This is a genomic window from Dysgonomonas sp. 25 (genome assembly GCF_010501075.1).
Lineage (GTDB): Bacteria > Bacteroidota > Bacteroidia > Bacteroidales > Dysgonomonadaceae > Dysgonomonas.
In genome coordinates this window covers 36389-61670 of sequence record NZ_QVMN01000004.1, presented here as the reverse complement: position 1 = coordinate 61670, position 25282 = coordinate 36389, and the positions used below count along the sequence as shown (strand labels likewise).

The following is a 25282-nucleotide window of genomic DNA, read 5'->3' as shown; positions in this document are numbered from 1 at the left end:
TTAGTTTCCCCCTATCAATTCACTTGATGTATATTATATTGTTTTCGGTATCCCGCGTATAAGTAAAATGTAAATCCTTTTGCAAAACTCTCAGGGCGTAATCGATACCGTCTGTTATTCTAAATTTACCTGTGTACGAATAGTCCGACACTGTATTATTATGAATAACTATTTCGATACCATAACTTTTCTCAAATTCTTTCATTATATCGACAAAAGGGTTATTGACAAACGAAATCAATCCTTCTTTCCAGCGATACGAATTATAATCGGTCAGCGCTACCTGCTGCAATCTCCCATCGGCAAGAAACACTTTGTTATCGGGCGAAAGGATCATTTCCTGTTTTGGGTCGGCATGCAAAGATACTTTCACCGAACCATCCATCAATGCCGTCTCGAAGGAATGGGCACCAGAATAGTCTAATACATCAAATTGTGTCCCTAACACCTGTATTCTTCCCTTTTCTGTCTCCACAATAAAAGGGATTTCCTCATCATGATAAACATCGAAGTATGCCTGACCATCCAATTTCACAAAACGCTCTTTAGCATTAAATGAAACGGGATATTGAATCGTCGTGCGGGCATTGAGCCATGCATTCGTCCCATCCGGCAATACAATATTTATACGCTGTCCGGCAGGAACAGTTATCGTTTGCATAGCCGTATAATTAGGCTCTTCCGGCTTCTCTATCAGAAAATAGGTTACGAAAAAGGCTATCACCGCAACAGACGCAATTTTCAGCACCTCTCTAAAAAGATTATACCTACGCTTCGGATACAAGGCGGCTTCTTCTTTTTTGTCTGCGAGAATAGACTGAATATCGTGCTCGTCTTTCAACAGCAGTATCGAATCAAACAATTTTCGTTGCTCAAGAAACGTACGTTCGTTATCCGGACTTTCACCAATCCATTTTTCGAGAAGAGCGTTCTCTTCTTCGGATGTTTGCCCATTAAAAAATCTATATAATGTTTCCTGATTCATGTCTGCCAGTTGCTTGATACTTTTTTTTCGTTATTATAATTATCTTCTCGTTATATTTAAAACACATGAAAATTGATTTCCCCTAACAAAAAAGTCAATTATTTATAATTTTAACAAAAGCAGGGCATCTTTAGAAGATGCCCCATGGGAATATCCCGCTCTCGATCGGGAATCCCTGCTTATTTATGTTTGAACCAGCTATCCGGAATATCTTTCGGTGCACTTCCGTTAAAGCTATATTGAAGCCTCAACGTATAGCCGCCTCCACCTTCTACAAAGTCGAGTTTGAATGGATGCAACCCTTTTTTCATTGCAGACTGCCCGCTCTGCAGGATAGCGGAATGCCAGCCATCGTTGTCGATAACCAATTCGTTGTCTATATACAACACACCTCCGTCGTCGCACGTATAGAAGAAGCTATAGATACCGGTTTCAGGCACATCAATATAGCCATCGAATATTAGCCCGAATTGTTTGGTTTCCTTTGGTGCTTTGATGCTGGAAACGACAAATACCTCATCCGGCGTCTTACCGGCCATCTCTTTAGTCGTCTTATAGGCTCCGTCAAAGAAGCTGCATTGTAAACCTGCTTTTGGATTCTCTACCTTAACGGCTTCCTTCATCTCGCTCGGTTTGAAATTCAAGCTATAGATTTCACCTCTTACGCCCCCCGGGCTGAATAGCGCCATCTTCAATGTTGTAGGGGTAGCAATAGAGACCGGTGACGATAGTTCTGTAGATGTCCGTTCCGGCACGCTGCCGTCCAACGTGTAATGAATCGTCATATCCGGTAACGGGCTATTCACCTTGAATTGAGTTGAGCCTACATAAACATTTTCCAAGGCAAATCCTTCGATATCGGGCAATCTATAATTTACGCCCATCGCATCCAGTTTAGGATAGTGCTGCAACAAACGGGCATAGAAATCGTCGTAATGGTGCGGATCATTTGTCCATACCCTTTCGGCTAATGCCAGCATACGCGGATACATCTGATATTCGGCTTGCCTTTCGTTAGGTATATATTCCGCCCAAAGATTGGCTTGCGCACCCAATATCAGGTGCTTCTTATCTGCGGGGATATCAGGATATACGACATCCATCGTGTAGACGTTGTACGTACTGGTATTGTTATTGGCATAGTCGAAGTACAGCGGATTGGTAGGGGTCATAATCACCTCGTTGCCATTCTCCACAGCTTTCAGGGAAGCATCTTTCACCCATCCTCGCCAATACATGATTATCGTTTTCGAATTTGTTCCTCCATCAAGGAGCTCGTCCCATGCAATAGTCTTTTTCCCTTTCGATTCGAGGAAACTTTGCATCTCGCGGATAAAGTAGCTATGCAATTTATGCACATCTTCCAGATTATGCTCTTTCATAAACCGCTGACAGTTTTCTGATTCTTTCCATGTTTCCATGTCTACCTCATCTCCGCCGATGTGCAAATATTCCGACGGAAACAAATCGGCTATCTCGCTAAGCACATTTTTGGCAAATGTATATACATCTTCCTTGCACGGGCAAATAGGCGTAGAAAACAACTCTCCCCATCCGGCTTCACCATCCAACAGGAAAGGATAGGCGTTGATAGCTGCCATCATATGCCCCGGCATGTCTACCTCGGGAACGATTTCGACGTGTCTTGCCTGAGCATAAGCAATCAGGTCTTTCATTTCTTCTTGTGTATAGAAGCCGCCGTATATTTCCTCGCCATCCTTCTCGCGGATAAAGCGCGGATCGATTTCGAAGTTCGGATTGTCTTTCGAGCGCGCGATACAGGTCGAATCGTGCTTATTCTTGAGTGTACGCCATGCACCCTCCGAAGTCAGTTTAGGATATTGTTTTATCTCTATCCGCCAGCCCTGATCGTCGGTCAGGTGGATATGGAATTTATTGAATTTGTAGTATGCCAAACGGTCGATATGCTTCCTCAGATAATCCATCGTGTAGAAATGGCGCGATACGTCCAGATGCATTCCCCGCCAAGTGAAACCCGGGGTATCTTCTATTTTGAGATTGGGGAGCATCACGGCATTTTGCATATCAAACGGAAGCAGCTGCCTCAAGGTTTGTATGGCATAGAAAGCACCTTTGCCGTCCTTGGCACGAATGATAACTTTATCCGATGCTATATCCAGTTTGTAGGACTCATCCGAAGACAAGGCCGCGTCGTAACGGATTTCGATGCCATTCTTTTTCGCTTTTTTCGAAACCGAAACATTTTTGCCGAGCACACTTTGTAACAAAGATTGCAAATACGATGCCTCATTGCCGAATCGTTTAGTATCTGTCACTACGATAGATACATTCCCGTTCAATTCGAAACTCCCATCCAATAGCTGAATATTGGCCGGGTAAGGAATAATGGGCAATTGCGGTTCTCCTTTTGCCTGTAGCGAACAAAAACTGAATACCGCTATAAAAACACCTAATAATATCTTTTTCATAAAGTTATATAATTATATAAATAAATCATTATTTCACCAATAATAAGACTGTAGGATCTCCTCCATCCTTGGATTATCTTTATCCGTGTCCTGCACTTCATACCTCAGGTTCAGCATTTCCCTTTTCATCCGATAAATAATATCTTTATATTCAGGGTTGTTGTACTGATTATGATTCTCATAAGGATCAGTTTTCAAGTCATAAAATTCCCACTCGGGGAGCTTCGCTTCCATGTCCGAGCCATCCATCCCTAAAGGATCTCCATAAAGAAACATCAGTTTGTAATCACGGCTCCGGATGCCCATATGCGCCGGACGTATGGTATGATGTGTCCAGTACCTGTAATACATCGACTGACGCCAATCTGCCGGAGTATCTCCTTTCAGGTTTTCGCGGAAACTCCTTCCCTGCGATTTCTCCGGAACGTTTGCCCCGGCATAATCCGCCAACAAGGCAGCAAAGTCTACATTCAGTATAATATCATCGTTACGCGTTCCTGCCGGTATTTCTTTCGGATAGCGGATCACAAAAGGCATACGAAGCGACTCTTCCAACATCATCCGCTTATCAAAGAATCCATGCTCTCCAAGGAAATATCCTTGATCGGATACATAAACAACGATTGTATTTTCGGCTAATCCTTCTTTATCGAGTGTGTCGAGTAAGCGCCCTATATTGTCGTCAATTGCTGCGCCACAACGCAAATAGTCCTTAACCAATTTTTGATAAGTCTTCTTCCGCGCTTCTGTTTTATCCAATCCCTGAATTGAGAATGGAAGTTCCGGATAGAGACACCACCAGGCTGCAGGATCTTTGGAGGTATTTTCCCATCTCCATGCCATGTTTTCCAACTGCCGCCCTTCATAAGTACGTCCTGATTGTTCAGGCCCGAATTCCATCATACTTTCCGGCTCAGGAAACACAACATCGTCATATAAATACCTGAAGCGTTCAGGAAAATCCCAAGGCTCGTGCGTTGCCTTAAAGTGGCAGAACATCATAAAAGGTTTATCCTTATCCCTGTTCTTTATCCAGTCTATCGTCATGCCGGTCACAATATCCGTCGAAAAGCCGGATATCGTATCTCCAGCCTTAGCAATATCATCATCTACCCAGTTCCGCTCTGTTTTCATTATAGGATTATAATATTCTCCCTGATCATGAAAAACACAAAAGTCATCAAAGCCTGCAGGCTTCTTCTTCAAATGCCATTTACCAAATAAAGCTGTTTGATAACCACTCATCTGCAATTGCTTGGCAATATTATCAGCTTCGGGATACAGAGCGTCTTCCAGTGTATACACTCCATTATTCTGGCTATATGCGCCTGTCAGGATAGCGGCTCTGCTGGGTACCGATATCGAGTTAGTACAGAAAGTATTATCTAACGTACACCCCTCTTCGGCAAGGCGTCTTATATTATCATTCCTGACATAATCGCCCAAAACCCCGCCATAAATACCCCAAGCTTGCGAGGTATGGTCGTCCGACAGGATGAAAAGAATATTAGGGCGTTCCTTTCCCCCGGTTGATGGCTGAGGAGCTGATTGTGCTATCAATGGAGTAAATCCGCAGATCAGCCCAACCGGCAACAAGAATCCTTTTCTCAATTTCATTACTTGTAATCTTTTGTCAAACCCGGTGCTCGTCTTCCTGTACCTTGCTTCCGCGTCAGGTTGTCACCCAGATCCTCACGCATTTCGTTCGCTACCTGCATCAACTTCATAGCCACTTCGGGATATTGGCTGATAACATCGTAACGTTCACCCGGATCGCGGCGAAGGTCATATAATTCACACTTCGTCACCTCTGCAAAATCGTTTAGCTTACCCGGTTGCCCGTCGTTACCCGGGACGTAATCGCCATAGGTAGTATAACGATGCGGAAAAACAAGTTTGAATGTACCATCCGTCACCGCCTCCAAGTCGTTTTTCTTGAAATAATAAACAAACGATTCGCGCGGATTAGCCGTTTCATCGCCTTTCATCAATGGCAACAGGCTGACACTATCTATTTTGCGATTTGGTAGAGGAGCACCTGTTATTTCGGCAAAAGTGGAGAATAAGTCTATATTCGAAGCCAGCTTATTGCAAGTCGTTCCCGGCGTGATTTGCCCTTTCCAATACATTACACACGGAATGCGGTTTCCGCCGTCGAAAGTGGTAGCCTTCGCTTCGCGCAATCCTCCTGCCGAACCGGCATGGTTGCCATAATTCGCCCAAGGACCGTTGTCGGAAGTCAGTATCACCAACGTATTTTCTTCAAGTCCCTGCTCGCGAAGTGTCTGCAAAACCTGTCCTATGCTCCAGTCTATTTCCATCATCACATCGCCATACAAGCCCTGTTCGCTTTTTCCCTTGAATTTGTCCGAAACGGCTAACGGCACATGCGGCATAGAGTGTGCGAGATAGATAAAGAATGGTTTATTCTTATTCTTCTTGATAAAATTTACTGCCCGATTGGTATAATCGGTCGTGAACTTTGTCTGGTCGGTATTATAGCCGATTATTTTATTCCCTTCGAAAGTAGGCAAATCGGGGAAGTCGAAAATTTCGCCCTGTTGCGGGTGGAACGGCCACATATCATTGGAATATGGCAACCCGTAATATTCGTCGAATCCGTTCTGCAACGGCATGAATGGTTTGGCATCACCCAAATGCCATTTGCCATATATGGCTGTTTGATATTGTTTCTGTTTCAATAGTTCACCCATTGTCATTTCCTCCGGATTGATGCCATAGTCGGAGTCAGGCCCGGGAGCTCCGGCAAATCCTACCCTGTTGGGATAGCATCCTGTCAGCAATCCGGCACGCGAAGCGCCACTGATAGGTTGCCCGGCCAAAAAATGCGTAAAGCGCATGCCTTCGGCAGCCATGCGGTCGATATTCGGCGTTTTGTAACCGATTGCCCCGTTGAACGAAAAATCTCCGTAGCCGACATCATCAAGATTGATGAGAATGATATTGGTAGGCTTCTCTTTTGCCCATCCACTTACCGCAGAGAGCCCCAGCGCACCTAATACGAGTAAACTATTCTTGTTCATAGTGTTATAATTTATTATATTTCGGATTTACGTGTTTTCAAACATTAGATATTCTTTGCTTCAACAAGAATAATAAGAGGAGAAAAACGAATACAAAAATTTCATGGTACCTACAATTCTGTAGAAGTGGTGTTCTCTCTTCTCTAAATGGTTATGTTCTTCCGTTATATATAAAACACATAAGAGAGAGTTTCCCCTAATCAAAAAATAGCTTACGAAATAAAAAAGGATATATAAAGGATGGCGGGCAAATAATCTTTGAGCTCTTTTTTCAATATGGTCAGCGCTTTGGACATGTGGAATTCGACGGTCTTGACAGAGACGTCCATTTCTTCCGATATCTCTTTATATGTCTTATCTTTATATCTGCTCAACATGAAAACTTCAAGCGTCTTGAGGGGCATCGAAGCCAACGCTTTATCGATAATTTCCTGCACTTCGTTCGAGAATATTTCATTTGGGTCACACGCCTCGAGCGTAGTTATGCGCATGCCTATCTCCCACTCGGCCTGCTTGCCTATTTTTTCTATAATCCCTCTCCGCAACTCGGTATCGCGGAGGTAGTTGAGGCTTTTATTCTTAATTATCGTCAGGATATATGCCTGTATATTAGCGCCTTCTTTCAGCGAATGCCTATTATTCCAATAGGCCATAAACGCTTCGGTAACAAAATCCTCGGCGGTAGGTATGTCTCTCACATAGCTATAGGCGAAACGAACAAACTTTGAATAGTTTTTCGCATACAATTCGTTAAAAAGCTGTAAATCAGCCGCCTGCATTAGACTTTTCAGTTATTGGTTACTTATTCTTCTGATAGTTATCTATACAAATGTAATATTATTAATAGAAAATTCCGCGAAATTTACTATTTCTTATGTTTTATTAGCCACAAAATACCAAAATTACTTTCCTTTTTTCACTACATTAGTGAAATGAATTCGATGGGCGAAAAAGAAGAAAAATTATATATAAAAAATATGGTGTGCAACCGCTGCATTATGGCTGTGGATAGCTTGTTGCGCAACATGGAGATAGAGCCCGTATCTGTCGGATTAGGAGAAGTAGTGCTTTCCGAAAAGCTTGACAAAGAGCAAAAAGAAACGTTGAGAAACGCATTAGAGGCCATAGGATTTGAATTGATTGAGGATAAGAAAATCCGAATTATCGAACATATAAAGAAGATAATAATCGAACTGGTTCACTACAGCGACGGCGACGGACTGAAAGTAAACCTGTCGGAACATATCGCGCAGAAACTCTCACACGACTACAGCTACCTCAGTAAACTCTTTTCGGAAGTGACGAATACGACCATCGAAAAATACTTTATCGCCCAGAAGATAGAACGGGTAAAGGAACTCCTCGTCTACGACGAGCTATCGCTGAAAGAGATTGCCGACAGGCTCAATTATTCGAGCGTAGCACATCTGAGCGCACAGTTCAAGACTGTTACGGGCCTCACACCGAGCCATTTCAAAAAAGTAAAAGACAACAAACGGAAGCCTCTCGACGAGGTATAAAAATCTTATAACTCAAATCCATAATTATATAACATTTTTCGATAAGACGTAAGTTATCTTTGTATGGTAAGATTCAACAAAAGATAACTGCATAATGGCTAAGACAATAAAAGATACATTCCCCGTATTGGAGATGAGTTGCGCCGCTTGCGCTACACGCGTAGACAAAACGCTCAACAAGCAGGAGGGAGTAAAAGAGGCATCCGTCAATTTTGCTGCTGCAACCGCATCTGTAGAGTACAATCCACAGGTCACTTCACCCGAAGCTCTCCGCGCCGCTTTACAGGATGCGGGCTACGACCTCGTCATTGAAAAAGAGGAGAATACAGCAGACGAGCTGGAAGAAGCGCACCTCAGCAAATTCAAGCAACTCAAACGGCGCACCATCTGGGCTATCGTCCTTTCCATACCGGTAGCGATAATAGGCATGTTCTTCATGCATATGCCCTATGCCAACGAGATAATGTGCGCACTTTCCACTCCTGTCGTATTCTGGCTCGGACGAAGTTTCTTCGTAAGTGCGTGGAAGCAACTCCGCCACGGCTCGGCCAACATGGATACGCTCGTCGCATTAAGTACAAGTATTGCCTACCTGTTCAGTTTGTTTAATATGCTGTTTCCGCAGGTATGGCTTTCGAGGGGTATCGAGCCTCACGTATACTTCGAAGCGGCAAGCGTAATCATCGCTTTCATCCTGTTAGGCCGCTTGCTCGAAGAAAAAGCAAAAGGAAATACTTCGTCTGCCATCAAAAAGCTGATGGGATTACAACCTCAAACGGTTACCATAACGGGAAAACATAATGCCTTCATCGAAATACCCATCGACCAGATAGAAAAGGGGAACATACTGATAGTGAAACCGGGCGAACGCATTGCCGTAGACGGGCAGGTGACAGCAGGCAGTTCATACGTAGACGAAAGCACCCTCAGCGGTGAGCCTGTACCTGTATTGAAAGAAGCGGGAGCAAAAGTTTTTGCCGGAACACTTAATCAGAAAGGCAGTTTCCGTTTTCGGGCAGAAAAGGTAGGAAGCGATACCATGCTCTCGCAAATCATCCGTCTGGTGCAGGACGCACAGGGAAGTAAAGCGCCTGTGCAACGGTTGGTGGATAAAATAGCAGGGATATTCGTGCCCGTCATCATCAGCATAGCTATCCTTTCGTTTGTTCTTTGGTTTATCCTCGATTCCGCGAATGGTATCACGCACGGCTTGTTGGCTATGGTTACCGTACTCATCATTGCTTGCCCTTGCGCTTTGGGACTGGCTACACCCACCGCCATTATGGTGGGGATAGGTAAGGGTGCAGAAAACGGCATCCTCATCAAAGATGCCGAAAGCCTCGAAATCGCCCAAAAGATAGATGCCATCGTTCTGGACAAAACAGGCACTATCACCGAAGGAAAGCCTGTCGCAACCAATCTTTTATGGCTCGGAAATGACGACAGCCAAAAATCGGTCTTTTACAATCTGGAGAAGCTATCGGAACATCCCTTGGCCGAAGCGGTTGTCAGCCATTTCGGAGAGATACCTCCGGCAGACATCACCAGTTTCGAAAGTATTACAGGCAAAGGGATAAAAGGCGATGCTAATAAGCAAGCCTATTATGCCGGAAATCGTAAATTATTAGACGAAAACAAGATACATATCGACAAAACGTTAGATGCGGAGACTAAACGTTTCGCAAGCGAATCGAAGACGGTTATCTGGTTTGCCGACAGCGAAAGAGCACTTGCAATAGCCGCCATCAGCGACAAAATAAAAGAAACATCGGTACAAGCTATCAAACAGCTGAAAGCATCAGGCATTGAGGTGTATATGCTCACAGGCGACAATGAGGCGACAGCCAAAGAAATAGCATCGAAAGCGGGAATCGACCATTATCAATCCGAAACACTGCCTCAGGGGAAAGCAGAATTTATCCGCCAACTGCAATCGAAAGGAAAAAAAGTCGGCATGGTAGGCGACGGCATCAACGACAGCGCCGCGCTTGCACAGGCCGACCTGAGCATTGCCATGGGAAAAGGCAGCGACATTGCCATGGATGTAGCCAAGATGACGATTATCTCCTCCGACCTGACGAAGATACCGGAAGCGATAAAATTGTCGAAACTGACAGTGAGGACTATCAAGCAGAATCTCTTCTGGGCATTTATATACAACCTCATAGGTGTGCCGGTGGCTGCAGGAGTCCTTTACCCGATAAGCGGATTCCTCCTCAACCCGATGATAGCGGGAGCAGCCATGGCGCTCAGCAGCATGAGTGTGGTAACGAACAGTCTGCGGCTAAAAACAAAGAAACTCAATAATTCACTAAAAGAAAGAACAGTTATGACAAAGCAATTCAACGTAGAAGGAATGATGTGCAACCATTGCCGTATGCATGTCGAAAAGCACTAAACGGCATAGCGGGCGTACATGCCACCGTAACACTCGATCCTCCCGTAGCAACGGTAGAATTCAGCGAGGGAGAGAAAAGCATCGGCGAGCTGCAGCAAGCATTGTCCGAGGCAGGGGAATACAAACTATCAGAGAAATAACAAAACGTGACAAAGGCTGCCCCAAAAGGCAGCCTTGAGTTTTATATACCGTTCTATTCCAGCTTATTCTATAATTATCGCCAACAAAGAGCCGTCCGGCATATCAGCATATAAAGATTCCATCTTTTGTTGTTGTTCGGTTGAGTAGGTTGAGAAGTCTTTGCTGTCTATTATCTTTTTCAATTGCGATTTGGAATAGCCTACATATAGTTTGTTGCCCGATGTCTTTGCCCGAGACAGATTTATAGGTATCCCGTCCGGAATACTATTGTTGAATAGCATATCTTCGGGGAATTTATTCCAATCTTCGGGAAACTTACTTTCTTCCACACGATAAATTTTCTTATCATTTTTGTCGTATAGCGAATAATAGAATTTCACCGACCCGTCCTTCCGGTTGTTCGGGCAGTCGTAATTAACCGTATAAACGATATACAAAAACCGGTCTGTCTCCTTCAGGCTATATATAAAATATTTGCCTGCTTTGTTTCCCGTGAGGGCTGTTTCTATAGATGGCTTATGCTGCTTATAACTCAGTACATACCTCGGTGTCAGTTCGTTCGAAGATTTGAAACTGTAAACCGTATCATTGTATGCCTGACGGACATTCAGTTTACCGCCATAGTAAAACATATCCACTCCCTCGGGATTTGTATAGGCTCTGGTAATTTGCTTGGGGTTCAACGGATTATAGTTCATAAACCGGCACAAGGTATCGCCATTGATAGCATAGGAATACATAATCGGCTTTTGCTCCAGTTCGACAGGCCTGTAGTTATAAGACATCATCTCTTTCCCGTTGATAGGAATCGGTATGCCCATGCGGATGAGGGCAGTATGGTACATCCTCCGGTTGCTGATACTGTAATAATTGGCATAGGCTTTCTGTGCTTTCACATCAGATACAATAAGCATATCTCCATACGCTTGGGCTTTACCGATAAAAAACTCGCTCTCCGGCGTCCGTTCTACATCTATGCTGTTCTTTGTTTTATCATAGTCAGGATATTCTTTCGGCTTTGCCACGTCTGTTACAAATGTCCCGCTATCATCGTACTGATAATAACCGAGATAAGCATCGCCTGCTATGATGGCTTTATCCAGAAGTGTAATTTCCGAATTGAGCCCACTGCCCGACATCATATTCGTCTCGTATGTAACCGTAAATTTCGCATCCCCGAAAAAGCCGGGAAACTCATCCTTATGGGGGAAATCGAGTACCACATATTTCACCGACGAATAATAATCCGCCAGATCGAACACCTTCTTCTCCTGCGTCCCTTCGAGGTTTATCGTAACCGGAGGGTTTGCCGGATCTACTTTTCGTATTTCTTTGTATTTAATACCCTGTTTCGGGGCAACCGTATCGATAACCAATTGCGCTGGTATGTCTGCTGCAACTGCTGTTTCTTCTTTCTTTTTTTCCTCTTCCAGCGACTGCTTTTTTGAGCCTGAACAAGCCACCGACAATAGGCAGAAAGACAGAATAATTATAGATAAATTCTTTTTCATATACTATTTGTTTTCATTATGATTCAGTATTATTTATTCGCTCCTCAACGAATCGACAGGTCTTTTCCGTGCCGTCAACCATACCTGCAAGCCGACAACAAGGCTTGTTATCACCATCAGGCAAAGAGGCACAAGCAAAAATACCCACCAACTGAGCGTGGTACGATAGACATACCCTTCGAGCCATTTGCTCATCAGTATATAGCAAGTCGGGATGGAGAGTACAGCAGCTACACAGGCTATTTTCAGTATATCCTTGCAGAAAAGTTTGACGATATCGACTATTCCGGCACCGTTTATCTTGCGGATAGCAATCTCTTTCGTCCGTTTCTCTATCATAAACGACACCATACTGATAACACCCATCAGGGAAAGCAAGAAAGATATTACAGAAAAGACAGATAGCACTTTGAGCGTACGCAATTCATCTTCGTACATCTTGTTGTATTCATCCTCCACGGTGTGATACATTACAGGGCGATTCGCCCAGTCCGGTTTCATTTCCTTATACTTGGCAAGGATATATTCGAGTGTCTGCTGCTTGTCACGTCCTGTTGTCTTCACATATAGCTTAGTGCTGGCTTCGGGATTGAATGACATAAACAGAGGTGCAACAGGCTCTTTCAACGGCTTGAAATTGAAGTCTTTTACAACACCGATGATTCGCCCTTTGGCATAACCGTAACTTACGATATATCCCAGCGGATTATCGACATCCATCAATTTCACAAACGATTCATTCACAACTATATCGAACGATTTATCGTCGCTATCCTGCCACCACGACAAGCCGGACGGAATAAATTCGCCTTGCAACACTTCGAGACCAAAAGTGCCGGCATAATTGTGATCACAGAATATTTGCGTAAAGGCCATTTCGCCCAGATCTTCCGGTTTGCCTTCCCACGTCACGCCTGTATGCGACCAAGGAGCATTGTATGGCGGGCAATTAGCTATGGTAGCGTCTATCACATTCGGGTTTTCCTTTTTAATGATATTGATATAGTCTTCGGCTTCGTACCAGAGGTTCGTATCTAAAACGATAATATTCTTTCGGCTCATCCCTGTCTCGTCATTGAAAATGGCCGTTATCTGCTTGTAAATAAATACCGTACTCACCAAAATGGAGATGGACAGGAAAAACTGCAAGCCGACAAGGGCTTTCCGCATCCGTTCTTTCGAACCGCTTTTGGAGCCGCCTTTCAGTATAGAGGCCGGATTATAGGAGGAGAGGTAGAATGCTGCATAGCCGCCCGAAAGGATAGAAATCAAAATACAAACGGCGATAGCTATTACAATCGTTTGCCAGTCGAAACTGAGTGCAATCTTATTCCCCATAATCTCACTGAACTCGGGGAAAATATATTTGGTAAAGACCAAAGAGACAAAAACAGCGATAAGCGATATGATAAACGACTCGAAGAGGAAACGCTCGACAAGATTCCGGCGGGTAGCTCCGGTCACCTTGCGCACGCCGACCTCTTTCATGCGGTTCATGGCACGGGCAATAGATGTATTGATATAGTTGATAATCGCCATCAACAGGATAAGGAGTACTGCGACCGTGAAAAAGATAATCTGCGCATAATTGCCATATATCTCTTTGAAGCCGAAGCGTTCTATCGTAGTGATGTCTTGGGGCGAATGCAAATGCACGTCTTTGAGCGGTTGAACAGTCAAGGTATTTTTAGTATCTCCAAGAGTGGATAAAAACTCGGATAGCTGCTTTTCTAAAGCCCGCGTCATAGGTGTTCCTTCTTCCAACATAATATAGTGGCTGCCGCTATCCATCACCCTTGCGTTCACATTCAATATATCGAAGCGGACTTGTGTATTGGCCGGCATTTTCACCACAGCGCTAATCGTATACCCATCCATGAAGCGCATCAACTTCTTCCCGACGGGAGATTCATCGCCAAAAACTTTCCGGGCAGCTTCTTCTGTTATGATACAGCCACCCTCTTGTATCACCCCCTGCGGCGAACCCTCGACATATTCGTAGGCGAATATGCGCAGAAAATCGGGCGATGCCGCGGTATAATTCAGCATGATACCGTCACCCTCATCACCTTCGCGCGTAAGAGATGTATATTCGTTCACAACAACCGTAGCTGCCGAAATCTGAGGGAAAGTGTTTTTCAGCTTTTTAGTCATATCCCTCATGTAAACATTATGGTGGATACCGTCTTTTCTGTTCTCCGTCTCTATCAGCTTATACGTACGGTGGGCATTCGGATATGTATCTTCGAAACTCAACTCGAACTTAACCCAGAAAAGCAACAAGAAACAGCAAGCTATGGCAATAGACAATCCCAAGATGTTGATAACAGAAAAAATCCTGTCTTTGGATAGTCCTCGCAGCGTTATTATCAGATAATGTTTGAGCATAATATTCTTTTTTATATTTATGACTCCATAATTATTTGCCCGTCGAACAGGTTAATGATTCGTCCGGCATATTCGGCATCGTGCGGGCTATGCGTCACCATCACAATAGTAGTTCCATCGTTGTTCAGTTCGGTCAACAGATTCATCACTTCCTCACCCGTGCGCGAATCGAGATTTCCGGTAGGCTCATCGGCCAATATCAGTTTGGGGTTAGCCACTACGGCACGGGCAATCGCCACACGTTGCTGCTGTCCGCCGGACAATTGTTGCGGAAAGTGTTTTGCCCGATGCGAAATCTGCATCCTGTCCATCGCTTCATTCACACGGTTTTTCCGTTCCGATGCGGATATGCCCATATATAGCAGCGGCAGCTCGATATTCTCGAATACGGTCAACTCGTCTATCAGGTTGAAGCTCTGAAATACGAACCCGACCAGCCCTTTTCTTAATTTGGTGAGCTCTCCCTCGCTGAAATCACTTACATCCGTATTGTTGAGGATGTATTTGCCGCCCGTAGGCGTATCGAGTAAACCGAAAATATTCAGAAGCGTAGACTTACCACAACCCGAAGGCCCCATAATGGCAACAAATTCCCCTTCTTTTATATTCAGGCTGACATTTTTCAATGCCCACGTTTCGACTTCCTCTGTCCGGAAAACCTTTTGCAAATTTTCTGTCTTAATCATAGCTTACTATTTTTATTGTATATTATTCTAATACTAATTCCTGCACATCGCCAAAATTGTTGTAACCCGAAATAATGACTTGGTCACCCGGTTTCAAACCATCCAGAACCTCATATTGCAACGGATTCTGCCGCCCGATGACGATGTTGGTTCTCACGGCTCTTGTCTTATCCTTATTCAGCTTGAAAATCCATTGCCCACCCGTCGATTGGTAGAAATTCCCTTTGTTGATAACAAGGGCATCTTCGGGCTGCCCCATTTCTATCTGCAGGCGATAGGTTTTACCTATACGCACATTATCAGGCACTTTATCTGTAAAGAGGAAATCCACGTCGAAGTTGCGTTCCTTTATCTCGGGATTTATTTTGGATATGACTAACGGATATTTCTCATTCTTATACGTAATGGAAGCGGGCAAGCCCAACGAGATACGGTCGATATAATATTCGCTCACGGCCGCCGTCACTTTCATATTTTCCATTTCCTTCTGTTCGCCTATGTTCGTTCCGGCATTCACCCGTTCGCCCGGGATAACGTTCAGGAAACTCAACTGACCGTCTATCGGTGCGCGGACAACCAAATTATCGAGCCGTTCTTTGCTGCGCAGGTATTTTTTCTCTTCGCGTTCCATATCGTTTCGAAGCAGGTCGCGCTGAATCGCATTTTTGGCAGAGTCCTGTTTGAGTTCTTCCAATAGTAAGCGGGCATTTTTCTGATTATAAGCATATTCGTCCGCCGAGACATCCAATTGAGCTTTGCTGCGGATGCCGATGGCATATTCTTCCTTGTCTAATTCGTATTGCTTGCTCAAACGGTTGAGATCGTAAACGGTTTTCATGGTACTCCGCTTCAATTCGGATGTTTTCTGCTCCATTTGCAACAACTTCTCGCGCTGAGAGATACGCTGTTTCTCCAGATTATCGCGCTCATCGTCAATGGTACGCAGCAATTCGGGATTTATCAATACCAGTATCGTATCACCCTTTTTCAACATGCTACCGTCTTCGGCCACAATGCGCTCCACGATGCCGGATTCGAGGCTGTTCAGCTTGACTGTCAGCTTTGGCTGTGCAATACCTTCCACATCGAGATATTCGAGGAATTTCCCCTCTTTCACCTCGGATATTTGCAGATTTTCGATATCCTGCCTCAACTTGGACGGCCCAACCGACGCACCTAAGAGATAGATGAGAAGCAGAAACAAAACTGCCGCCCCAAGTATATAATATTTATACCTCAGCAAAAAAGGCTTCTTTTTTATTTGTATATCCATCGTAGTTATTTTATCAGCGAATCATAATCTTCTGTCAACAATATATCCTTTTCGAAGTCATACAATGTGATACTCCGGATGGTATAATATAGTTGCCAGTAGTTGAATAATGTATTGATGTAATTTTGGCAGGCAGCATTCTGCTCCGATATAGCGGCATTCATATCCAATACCGAAGAGCGCCCCAGAATATAGAGCCTGCGGGCGACATCGTTTCGGCGGCTTGCCGTATAATTGGTTTTGGCAGCCACCCTCACCCGGTTTGATTGCAGGTTGAACTGCTTGACCAGTTTCACGATATTCTGCTCGAAATTGGTTCTGTCCTGCCCCACTTGTGTATAAACCATATCGCGGTTCGATTTGGCAACACTTATCCGTCCTTTCGCCCGTCCCCAGTCGAGGATAGGGATGCGTATGCCGACTTCTACATATTGCTGGTTCTGCAAATCCTGATAAGCCTTATTGAATTTATCATTGGTTTGCGTCAACCCCACTTGCGCATAAATATCTGCTTTCAGCCCCGTCTGCGAACGGGCATATGCCACATTACCGTCGCTTTCGCGCTTTCGCCGCTCCATATTGATGATGTCCGGGCTATTATTCAAAGCTTTGTTCAATGCATCCTGCCAATCGACCTGCAATTCCGACAGTTGATGCGTGACATCTGTTTCGATGACAACAGCCTCCGTAATACCCAGATAAACACGTAAATCCTCCATCGCATCATCCACTTCGATTCCGGCATTTAACATATTACTTTCTTCGGTCAGCCGGTTGATTTCGAGTTGCAGCATTTCGTTCTCGGTTATCGTACCTATATTGTAGCGCCCTTTGGCAAAGGTGTACAACGTATCGGCATTGGCAAAATTGGTTTTCGCTATCTGAAGGTTCGACTGTGCGCGGGCAAGGTTAAAAAACTTTGTTATAGCCTTGACGGAAACCAATTCCAATGTCTCTACATATTCCCTTTTGGCTTCCTCGAAACGTAACGGCTCGAGCTTTTTATCCCACTTCAACGAATTATATCCGAAGATGGATTGCTGGAAAGTTAAGGTAACAGGGTTGCTGCGGTAGGTATGCTTATTCTCGTCGCCCAATATATCGAGCCGTTGCAAGCTTGTATTAAGCGAGATAGCTCCGCCCGTCCACGGAATGTTTTGTGTCAGGGACAAGCCTCCGTCGGTTCTTAACTGCTTCTGACGGATATATTTAGAAGTACCGTCCTCCATTGTAATAATATTTATCTGATTATTGAAATAAGGAGTAGACGTGAATGCCAGGCTCGGCTTATAGTTTGCTTTATAATAGCAATAATTCCAATAGGACGAACGGAAGCTGTGACGCGCCACAAGCACATCCGGCGACTGGGTTCTGGCCACCTCAATAGCCGACACAACAGTCAATCGCAAAGTATCTCCCTCTTGCGACCGACTGCATACCGGCAATGTGAAGATTAAAGAAAAAAGTATCAGCATTATGAATTTCATTTGTATCAGCGTTTTTGCAGAAAAGAATAAACAACAAACATGCCACCATCATAAAGCATTAATTATATGCAATATACGCATACAGCACCCGCACAGAAAGCGTGCAAAAGCACACTTCACATGTGCGAATACGCACCGTTTCGGAAAGAATTAATATGTATATTTGCTATCACTACCAATTCAAAGAATAAGCAGATGGACAAAAAGGGCAAGATTTTAATAATCGACGATAACGAAGATATTTTGTTCGCTCTTAATGCTTTGCTCGCCAAGTATACGGAGAAAGTAAAAGTCAGCACCAAGCCCGAGAACGCGCTTCGCTTTATGAGTGAGTTTCAGCCCGATATTATTTTACTGGATATGAATTTCAGCAAAGAAATGTCGAGCGGAAAAGAGGGATTCTTCTGGTTAGAGAAAATCCTGCAAGCAGACCCGAACGCTATCGTCATCATGATGACCGCCTATGCCGACACCGACAAGGCTGTGCAGGCTATTAAAGCGGGCGCGACGGATTTTATACCTAAGCCGTGGGAAAAAGAAAAACTATTGGCGACAATCAATTCTGCTATGCGGCTCAAAGATTCGCAAAACGAAGTGGCAGGATTGAAAAAACAACTACAGGCGCTGAATAACGAGCAAACGGGCGAGATAATAGGCGAATCGGAGCAGATGCAGGCAATTTTTGACCTGATAGAAAGAATGTCCGCCACGGAAGCCAACATCCTTATCCTCGGCGAGAACGGAACAGGCAAAGACTTGGTCGCCCGCACGATTCACAACAATTCTCCGCGGGCTGAGAAGGTATTTGCCACCATCGACCTCGGCAGCATATCCGAATCACTTTTCGAAAGCGAACTGTTCGGGCATGAAAAAGGAGCCTTCACCGACGCTAAAAAAGAAAAGCAAGGACGCATAGAGGTTGCATCGGGTGGCACGCTTTTCCTCGACGAAATAGGGAATTTATCTCCGGCTATGCAAGCCAAATTGTTGACAACCATCGAGAAAAAATATATCAGTCGATTAGGCTCGGTGCAGAATATAGCTGTCGATGTACGCTTCATTGCCGCCACCAACACGGATATTTACAAAGCCGTAGAGGACGGACTTTTCAGACAGGATTTACTCTACCGCATCAACACTATCGAAATCTGTCTTCCGCCTCTGCGCGAACGGGGAAATGATATTATTCTCCTTGCCGATTTTTTCCTCAATAAATTCGGTAATAAATACAAAAAAGAAATAAAAGGTTTATCTTTAGAAGCGAAAAAGAAGTTAACCACCTATAATTGGCCCGGCAATGTCCGCGAATTACAGAATGTGATAGAACGGGCTGTAATCCTTTCGCAGGGAAGGTCGTTGCAAGCAAACGATTTCAATCTATCCAACAACAAATCCACCAAATTGAAGAGTACCGATGTGCTGAATCTGGAAGAATTGGAGCAACAAGCCATCGAAAAGGCTCTCGCGTTGAGCGAAGGGAATATGAATAAGGCAGCGGAAATGTTGGGGATAAGCCGTTTTGCACTATACAGGAAAATAAATAAAAAATGAACAGGTTACCGACTAAAATCGCTATCAGCATAGGCTTTATTGTACTGCTTGCCATCGGCGCAGGCATTGCATTGGCATATCATGCCTTCTGGATAGCTGTGTGCGTGCTGCCTGTGATTATTTATCTGGGTTATGGGTTGTACCGGCTCAACATGAAAACGACGGAGCAATTCCAACATTTTGCAGAATCAATCAAGTTTTCGGAAAGTAATATATCTTTCGGTTCTACCATAAAAAACGAGCGTTATCGCGCCTATCACGATAGCCTGCACAAAGCGCTCGAAAAGTTCAATACGCTAACTCAAAAGCGAGAAGCGGAACTAAACTTTTACAATAACCTACTCAACCGGATAGACTTTGCCGTAATCATTGCCGATGAGAAACAAGCCGTAAAGTGGATAAACAAGGCGGCATTAGACCTTTTGGGCAGGCCGAAAATAACCCACATCGAGGCACTGAAAAATATATCGGACGATCTGTTCGATGCGTTCAACACCTTGCTGCCAAAAACGATGAAGATAGTTAGGTTGCACCGCGAGGGCAAATCCCGCTATTTGGCCGTCACGTTATCTACCGTCTATGTAAATGGCTCTCCGCTGAAAATATACAGTCTGAAAGATGTTCAGCCGGTAGTGGAAGAAACCGAACAGTCGGCGTGGATGCAATTGGTGAGTGTGCTGACACATGAAATGATGAATTCGCTCACCCCGATCATCTCGCTTTCCGATACCTTTTCGGATGTTGAAGCCGAACAAGATCCTGCCATGATGGCCAAAGCAATGCAAACGATTCACCGCCGTAGCGAAGGTTTGCTCGAATTTATCAGCAATTATAAAAAACTCACGCAGATACCTATCCCCCGGCGGGAATATGTGTCGGTCAAAGAGATATTGGAGGATGTGTTGAGCCTGTTAAAGTCACAAGGCATAGAAGCCGAATATATTATCACATCGGATAATATCGCAATATATGCCGACAGGGGGCAGATGGAACAGGTATTGATCAACCTGATAAAGAATGCTTCGGAAGCTTGTGCCGATAAGGATAAACCCGAGATACAAATCACCGCAATGGAAGATTCGAACAATCGGATAATCATTTCCATTGCGGACAACGGACAAGGCATGTCACCCGAAACGACAGAAAGAATTTTTATGCCTTTTTATACGACTAAACTCAACGGCTCGGGCATAGGATTGAGTATTTGCCGGCAGATAATAGATCTGCACGGCGGAACGTTGACCGTAACTTCGCAAGCCGAGAAAGGAAGCACATTCTACATACGTATATGATATAAAAAACAACCCCCGAAACCTCTCTAAAACCTACAACATGAAAACAACCTCTCACCAAAGATTTCTTTTTATCTTACTTTTTCTGTTATTGCATATACCGGCAATATGCTCGCAAAATCAAAAGGCATCGAAAAACAAGTCCGAAATTATAAGCATCGGAAACAAACAATTATCTGTAAACATCAATACTTCCGGCGCTGAATTGTGGAATATCACGGCACAACAAACCGGCAGGGAATATCTGTGGCAGGGCGATCCTTCTTTCTGGCACGATCGTTCGCCTATCCTTTTTCCTGTGGTCGGCCGCCTCTGGAAGAATGAATATCGCATCGACGGGAAACAATATAAAATGGAAGCGCATGGTTTTGCGCAACGATATGTATTCGATGTGATAGCTAAGAAAGAAAACGAAGCATGGTTCAGGCTAAAAAGCGATGAAACGACTTCAGAAAAATATCCTTTCCGGTTCGAATTGATTATAGGATATATTTTAGACGGGAAGCGCCTGAAAGTGGTTTGGAACGTAAAAAATACCGATACCCGGACAATGCCTTTCCAGATAGGAGGACATCCCGGATTCCAGTATCCCGATTTTGACGAGACGGCTGACTGCAATGGGTATTTGTCTTTCAACACGATAGAAGATGAGATATATTTCTCGGTCAAGGAGAAGAATTATTTTTTCAGCGCCAATCCTGAGAGACATCGGTTAGCATTGAATAAAGATGGACTTCTGCCCATCACTCAGCAACTGTTTAAAGATGACTCGCTCACCTTCGAAGATTATCAGGTGCGCAAGGTTACGCTGTTGGATAGGAACAAAACGCCTTACCTCTCGATGGAATTCGAAATTCCTGTTTTCGGGCTATGGTCTCTTTCGCATAAGAATGCACCCTATATATGCATCGAACCATGGTGGGGTAAGGAAGGAAAGGTAGACACCGAAGGCGAATTCGGTCAACGGGAATGGACACAACAACTCGCCCCTTCGGAGAATTTTGTGACCTCTTATACAATCGAAATTTTGGATTGAGGCTAATCCATTGAATAAGGAAAAAGACCTACATTTTCATGTAAGTCTTTCATCTTCTGCGTGGTCCCACCTGTGAGTTAACCATGAATTGAAATGATTTTCGCTGTTTTGTGTGGACTCTATCAATTCCTTACAAGATGTGAATTAAGAAGCTATGCGAGGCTACAATAGTCATGGAGAAGCGCTAAAAAGGGCACTGGATTGGGCACCAGTTTTGAGTATCGTATAATTTTTATGGTCTCCCATATAATTAATTTCCTCTATTTGATAGGCATTAAGCTATATTTTTCATAAAAAGACTTCAGTCTCTTTTCCCAATCATAAGTATTTATTAAATATTCCTTCTTTAAGTTTACCCATATCATTTATAACAATAGATTTAGAGTTTTTCTCTATTTGTTCTATTTCTGTAATTATCTTCAATTGAATATCATCTGGAGGTAATGGAACCCTCAATGATTGAAGATTTGAAATGTTTATACTAGCCTGATTTGCAGCCTTTATTGCATACTTTTGAACCTCAGATATAAATATTGGAAGTTTTAATATTTCAGATATAAATTTAGGTCTAACTTTCTCTTGATTGGGTCTTAGTCTTAATAGATTAATTCCATGAACGATAAGTTCATCTTCCTCAAAATAAGCAGTTTTTCCTAAATGCTTTACACTGTTAATATGGCTAAATAGAATATCTCCTTTTTGAAGAAAATCATTTTCGTTAATATCATCGTTAGTCCATTTTGTCGCATTTAAATTAAATGTTGCATCAGCAATAGACTCTATCCGAGATACCCTATATTTACCTTGAGTATCTATTTGATTAACATTTCTTCCATTTTTTATTTCAATGAACAATTTTTCAATTTTTTCTTGGGGATATTTACTTTTGATAATTATTTTATTCTTAACTGTAAGGGATATATTTTTATCAAAATCAGATCTCGTAAAATCAAGCATATCAACCATTTCTATTCGAGAAACATTGTCTTTTAAAGATTCATCAATTGGGGTAGATAAATCTCCTTTAAAAGCGTTATATATATATGTACTAGCTTTCAAAGGATTATCATAGCTATTGCTATCAAATAGCTTTGTGCATTTTTCGATTGTTTTTGATTTTTCAATTGGATGAATTCCCTCTCGTCCTCTTTTTTCTGAGAATTTATATCCAAGAAATCTTTTTTCCTTCTCTTTCTCTCCCGTTTTAACTAATACTACTTGTTGAGGGTAAGCCAAAATAAAGTAAATTATCTTTTCCTTCTCAATATTGCAAATCTCTTCAATTAACTCTTTGAAAGAATCTGCTTTTATTTTTTCTTTATAGTCTTGGAATAAATCGTGGTTTTCAATACATTGAGAGATGTTTCCTTTAAGTAAATTTATGTAATCATTATAATGGATATTTCCCCATGTGTGAGATACATATTTTGATATCGGATATTCAATACCATTAAGTGTTACATCTTGCCAATTAGAAAAGAACTTTTCTACTTTTTTTTCTAAATTAGTAATTATGTAATTATTTCTTCTTTTGATAAAAAAGACAACAGTATTTATACCTGTAGCCATGAAAGTATTAGAGCCAAGTTCTGCGATTGCAACTATTTCAAAATATTTTAGAATAAGCTCCCTTGCTTTAACGAAAACACCCTTTTTCCCAAGAATTGCCGCAGGCAAAATGACACCCCCTACTCCTTCATCTTTAAGCAACTGTTTTGTTCTTTCTACAAAAAGGACTTCAATTTCGGAGCTATTATCTGTAAGATTTTCATACAACTCGAAATCTTTTTCTGTATAGTATTCTCTTGACGAATTTCTAAAAGCCTCTATAGCATAAGGAGGATTAGATACAATAATGTCAAATTGCTTATTCTCCTGCGGAAAGTCTTTATTTCTTTCTCTCAGTTTACCTTTATAGTCTTGATGTTCAAAAGAAGCTAATCCATCACTATGAATTACATTAGCTAATCCATCCCCATGTAAATAACATCCAACCTTTCCGACCTTAACTAGTCGATAATCTTTTTCTATTCCATATACATACTGTAAAGCCCAATCAAAATGGCTTATTCTAGCAATCTCTACAAATTTCTTGGCATCCACTCGAAGATTACTTATATCATATTTTCCAAGAATTTGTTGAATTTCATGCATGCTTTCTGTTATGAAATGACCACTGCCAGAGGCATAGTCTATTACATATGGCAACAGTTCATCTCTTTTACCCTCTTCAAGTTTTCGCTTTACTAAATCATCAATAGGTAAACTTTTCAAAATAAATTGAGCAATAGGCACTGGTGTAAAAAATTGACCAGCTTCTTGTTTTAATCCCGTTGTTAATAGTAGCTCGAAAAAATCAGAAAGGTATTGTTGTTTTTGCGCATAACGTATTTTATATTTTTGCAATAGTTCAACAACCTGTTTAACTACTTTGCCATTCTCTTTAAATGATTTTTCATCATATACCTCTTTAATCGCAAATTCATTATTTTTCTCTAAGCGAATTTTTTTGAATTCATGTAATAATTCAGTCTTTACGCTATCATCAAGATTCGTATATTTGCTTTCAAACTCTTCTTCTGAAAAATCAGTGACATTTTTTTGCAGAAATTCATACATCCCATTTTTATAAAGGTCTGTAAGTCTTAGTTGAAAAGATATATCATCATCAACGCCCTCTTTCCACTGAAAATCAAGCTCTTTTGTTGTCCCCTCGTTTACCTTTTCATCATAGATCTTGCAAAGGAATAATGTAAAAATCTTATTGAATGCATTTGGCTTATCAGAAACTACATTGTGGCGTAAAATTTCAAGAAAACGATTGAATATGAAGCTACTATCTTCTGGCTTAATCTCTTCAAGTTCATTTATTGTAAGAGCCTTACTTTCAAAAGAGTATGGTTGTACCCAATTATCGAATACACCATTATCTTTTGTTAGCTTATTCCATTTTTCATAGAAGTCTTTTACATCTCCAGAGCGGTAATCATCCTCAATTTTAACAATTTCATTTTTGTAAACAACCTTATTCTGCTTTAGCTCAGAAGAATAAAGCATAATAATATCAGCTTTATTACTAAATTTGAAGTAGGTAAATAGCTGTCCTCCATCCTTACACATACGGTTAAGAGCTTTGTCGAATTCTTTCCCATATGTTTTGCATTCTATTAGTAAATACTCAGAACCATCATCATGTGTAACACATACATCCAATCGACCAGAAGTGCCATGACCTGCATTCCATGTTTTCTCTAAGATAATATTTTGAGGTTTATATCCTTTTTCTAAAAGACGATCAACACACTCTAAAACAACCCAATTTTCTGGTTGTTTAAAGTTTTGTGTTGATTTATTGTTGCTTTCAATTTTATCTCCGTAGTTAATAATCTCATTTTCAAAATCAACCTCAATAGAATAGCCATCACAGCGAGTATATTTTTTAAAAAATACACCTACTGTATTATCTTTAGGGATGAACCCTATCTTGCTGATTAACTTCTTATTATCCATACAGGTATAA

17 protein-coding genes are annotated in these 25282 nt (G+C 42.4%); 6 read left to right on the top strand and 11 right to left on the bottom strand.

Annotation, left to right across the window (positions count from 1 at the left end; all coding sequences use genetic code 11):
* Positions 1-19: 19 nt before the first annotated feature.
* From D0T66_RS07890 to D0T66_RS07870, 5 genes are all read right to left on the bottom strand, one after another.
* Complete coding sequence (locus D0T66_RS07890) at positions 20-985, bottom strand: FecR family protein (RefSeq protein ID WP_163356716.1); 966 nt, start codon at positions 983-985, stop codon at positions 20-22.
* 179 nt (positions 986-1164) lie between these two features.
* A complete protein-coding gene (locus tag D0T66_RS07885; protein ID WP_163356715.1) occupies positions 1165-3435 on the bottom strand; it encodes a family 20 glycosylhydrolase in 2271 nt (756 codons plus the stop codon).
* Between the two features lie 33 nt (positions 3436-3468).
* The gene (locus D0T66_RS07880) at positions 3469-5052 is read right to left on the bottom strand and encodes a sulfatase (protein ID WP_163356714.1); all 1584 of its coding nucleotides are present in this window, start codon (positions 5050-5052) and stop codon (positions 3469-3471) included.
* Positions 5052-6479, bottom strand: coding sequence for a sulfatase (locus D0T66_RS07875; protein WP_163356713.1), 1428 nt, complete (start codon positions 6477-6479; stop codon positions 5052-5054). The genes D0T66_RS07880 and D0T66_RS07875 overlap by 1 nt, the downstream gene beginning before the upstream one ends.
* A gap of 212 nt (positions 6480-6691) precedes the next feature.
* Entirely contained in the window at positions 6692-7258 is a 567-nt protein-coding gene (locus D0T66_RS07870; RefSeq protein WP_163356712.1) for an RNA polymerase sigma-70 factor, read from the bottom strand.
* A 153-nt stretch (positions 7259-7411) separates the two neighbouring features.
* Between D0T66_RS07870 and D0T66_RS07865 the strand changes: the two genes are divergently transcribed.
* The 3 genes from D0T66_RS07865 (at position 7412) to D0T66_RS16445 (ending at position 10537) form a co-directional block, all read left to right on the top strand.
* Positions 7412-7999, top strand: a complete 588-nt coding sequence (locus D0T66_RS07865; protein ID WP_255489769.1) for an AraC family transcriptional regulator — start codon at positions 7412-7414, stop codon at positions 7997-7999.
* A 94-nt stretch (positions 8000-8093) separates the two neighbouring features.
* A complete protein-coding gene (locus D0T66_RS07860) occupies positions 8094-10397 on the top strand; it encodes a heavy metal translocating P-type ATPase (RefSeq protein ID WP_370520774.1) in 2304 nt (767 codons plus the stop codon).
* The gene (locus D0T66_RS16445; RefSeq protein WP_370520773.1) at positions 10361-10537 is read left to right on the top strand and encodes a heavy-metal-associated domain-containing protein; all 177 of its coding nucleotides are present in this window, start codon (positions 10361-10363) and stop codon (positions 10535-10537) included. Before D0T66_RS07860 ends, D0T66_RS16445 begins: the two co-directional genes overlap by 37 nt.
* 63 nt (positions 10538-10600) lie before the next feature.
* Here the strand turns inward: D0T66_RS16445 and D0T66_RS07855 are convergent, their stop codons facing one another.
* From D0T66_RS07855 to D0T66_RS07835, 5 genes are read right to left on the bottom strand one after another with little or no spacing between them, the layout of a single operon-like run.
* On the bottom strand, positions 10601-12049 hold the full coding sequence (locus D0T66_RS07855) for a DUF4933 domain-containing protein (protein WP_163356711.1): 1449 nt from the start codon (positions 12047-12049) through the stop codon (positions 10601-10603).
* Between the two features lie 33 nt (positions 12050-12082).
* Positions 12083-14437 carry an FtsX-like permease family protein gene (locus D0T66_RS07850; protein WP_163356710.1) on the bottom strand — a complete coding sequence of 785 codons (2355 nt, stop codon included), beginning with the start codon at positions 14435-14437 and terminating at the stop codon, positions 12083-12085.
* A gap of 17 nt (positions 14438-14454) precedes the next feature.
* Positions 14455-15123 (bottom strand): ABC transporter ATP-binding protein, encoded by a 669-nt coding sequence (locus tag D0T66_RS07845; protein WP_163356709.1) that lies wholly within the window; start codon positions 15121-15123, stop codon positions 14455-14457.
* A 22-nt stretch (positions 15124-15145) separates the two neighbouring features.
* Positions 15146-16396 (bottom strand): efflux RND transporter periplasmic adaptor subunit, encoded by a 1251-nt coding sequence (locus tag D0T66_RS07840; protein ID WP_163356708.1) that lies wholly within the window; start codon positions 16394-16396, stop codon positions 15146-15148.
* A 5-nt stretch (positions 16397-16401) separates the two neighbouring features.
* A complete protein-coding gene (locus D0T66_RS07835; RefSeq protein WP_255489767.1) occupies positions 16402-17883 on the bottom strand; it encodes a TolC family protein in 1482 nt (493 codons plus the stop codon).
* Between the two features lie 195 nt (positions 17884-18078).
* On the opposite strand from D0T66_RS07835, the gene D0T66_RS07830 reads away from it, so the two are divergent.
* The 3 genes from D0T66_RS07830 to D0T66_RS07820 are packed head-to-tail and all read left to right on the top strand — an operon-like array spanning position 18079 to position 21762.
* Positions 18079-19434, top strand: a complete 1356-nt coding sequence (locus D0T66_RS07830) for a sigma-54 dependent transcriptional regulator (RefSeq protein WP_163356939.1) — start codon at positions 18079-18081, stop codon at positions 19432-19434.
* Positions 19431-20726 (top strand): PAS domain-containing sensor histidine kinase, encoded by a 1296-nt coding sequence (locus D0T66_RS07825; protein ID WP_163356707.1) that lies wholly within the window; start codon positions 19431-19433, stop codon positions 20724-20726. The genes D0T66_RS07830 and D0T66_RS07825 overlap by 4 nt, the downstream gene beginning before the upstream one ends.
* A gap of 40 nt (positions 20727-20766) precedes the next feature.
* The gene (locus D0T66_RS07820) at positions 20767-21762 is read left to right on the top strand and encodes an aldose 1-epimerase family protein (RefSeq protein ID WP_163356706.1); all 996 of its coding nucleotides are present in this window, start codon (positions 20767-20769) and stop codon (positions 21760-21762) included.
* Positions 21763-22080: 318 nt separating this feature from the next.
* Here D0T66_RS07820 and D0T66_RS07815 read toward each other — a convergent pair whose 3' ends face one another.
* Entirely contained in the window at positions 22081-25272 is a 3192-nt protein-coding gene (locus D0T66_RS07815) for an N-6 DNA methylase (RefSeq protein ID WP_163356705.1), read from the bottom strand.
* Positions 25273-25282 lie beyond the last annotated feature (10 nt).